We start from the raw sequence: 1,481 nt of genomic DNA on the forward strand, positions 1-1,481 counted from the left end.
CTCGCGACGCCCTGGCGGGCGCTCCCGCCCGCGGCCACCGCCGTCGCGCCCGACCCGGCCCGCGACTTCACCGCCGTCCAGATCGCCAGGGCCGCCGCCTTCGACGCCGCCGTCAGCGTCCCCGCCTACCTCTCGTACGGCCTGGGCCTGCTGTTCGCCGGCCTGCTCGTGCTCACCCCGCTGGGCGCGCGGCTGCTCGGCAGGCTGAGGGGGCCGTGGCCGGTCCGGGTGGTGCTCGGCGTGCTGCTGCTGACCGCGCTGGTCCAGGCCGTACGGTGGCCGCTCGCCGTCTGGATGGAGATCCTGCTGCGCGAGTGGGGCCTGTCCACGCAGGACTGGGCCGCGTGGACCGGCGACCGGCTCAAGAGCATCGGCGTGAACGCCCTCGTGATCTCGATCATGATACTGGCCGTCGTGGCGCTGGCCCGGAAGGTCAGACGCTGGTGGATCCCGGCCGCGGCCGGGGCGTTCACGCTGACGGTGGCCGCGTCGTTCGTCCACCCGGTGGTCTTCGAGCCGCTCTTCAACGACTTCCACTCCATGCCGCGGGGCCCGCTGCGCGCCGACCTGCTGGCCATGGCGGCGCGCGACGGGGTGCCGGTCGAGGACGTGCTGGTCGCCGACGCCTCACGCCGCACCACCGCGCTCAACGCGTACGTCTCCGGTTTCGGCGCGACGCGCCGGATCGTCGTCTACGACACGCTGCTCAAGGCCCCGCCGCAGGAGGTGAGGCTGGTCGTGGCGCACGAACTGGGCCACGCCCGCCACAACGACGTCCTGAGCGGCACCCTGGTCGGCGGGCTGGCCGCCGCGTTCGGCGCCGTGCTGCTGTACCTGCTGTTCGACCTGGTACGGCGGCGCGCCAAGGTGGCCTCCGTGACCGACCCGAGGGCGGTCGGCGTGCTCATGGGCCTGATCAGCCTGGCCGTCCTGCTGTCCGGCCCCGCGCAGCACCTGATCAGCCGCCACGTCGAGGCGCGGGCCGACGCGCACGCCCTCGACCTCACCCGGGCACCGGCGACCTTCGTCGCCATGCAGAAACGCCTGGCCACCGCCAACCTCTCCGACTTGTCGCCGGATGTCGTGGAGTATGTCCTGTATGCGTCACACCCGACCGCGCCCGAGCGCACCGCCCTGGCCCGCGCCTGGGCCCGGCTGAACGGCGTCCCAGAGCCGTGACCAGCGTGGTCGTCGTCACCAACGACTTCCCGCCCCGCCCGGGCGGCATCCAGTCGTTCGTGCACGGCCTGGCCCTGCGCACGCCCGGTGTCGCCGTCTACGCGCCCGCCTGGAGGGGGTGTGCCGAGTTCGACCGCCGCCAGCCGTACCCGGTCGTGCGCCACCCCACCTCGCTGATGCTGCCCACGCCCGCCGTCGCCCGCACGGCGGCCCGGCTGGTCGCCGAGCACAAGGCCGAGACGGTGGTCTTCGGGGCGGCGGCCCCGCTCGGGCTGCTCGCACCCCGGCTGCGCGCCGCGGGC

1 protein-coding gene and 1 pseudogene are annotated in these 1,481 nt (G+C 74.5%); both read left to right on the forward strand.

The features are described 5' to 3' along the window. Positions 1-1,179, forward strand: a 1,179-nt coding sequence (locus DQW85_RS23135) for a M48 family metallopeptidase (RefSeq protein WP_162795270.1), incomplete at its 5' end; no start/stop codon positions are given. After that, positions 1,176-1,481 (forward strand): annotated as a pseudogene (locus tag DQW85_RS23140) (alpha-(1-2)-phosphatidylinositol mannosyltransferase); the annotation flags it as partial. The gene DQW85_RS23135 and the pseudogene DQW85_RS23140, both read left to right, overlap by 4 nt.

The organism is Nonomuraea lactucae, from assembly GCF_003313395.1.
GTDB classification, from domain to species: domain Bacteria; phylum Actinomycetota; class Actinomycetes; order Streptosporangiales; family Streptosporangiaceae; genus Nonomuraea; species Nonomuraea lactucae.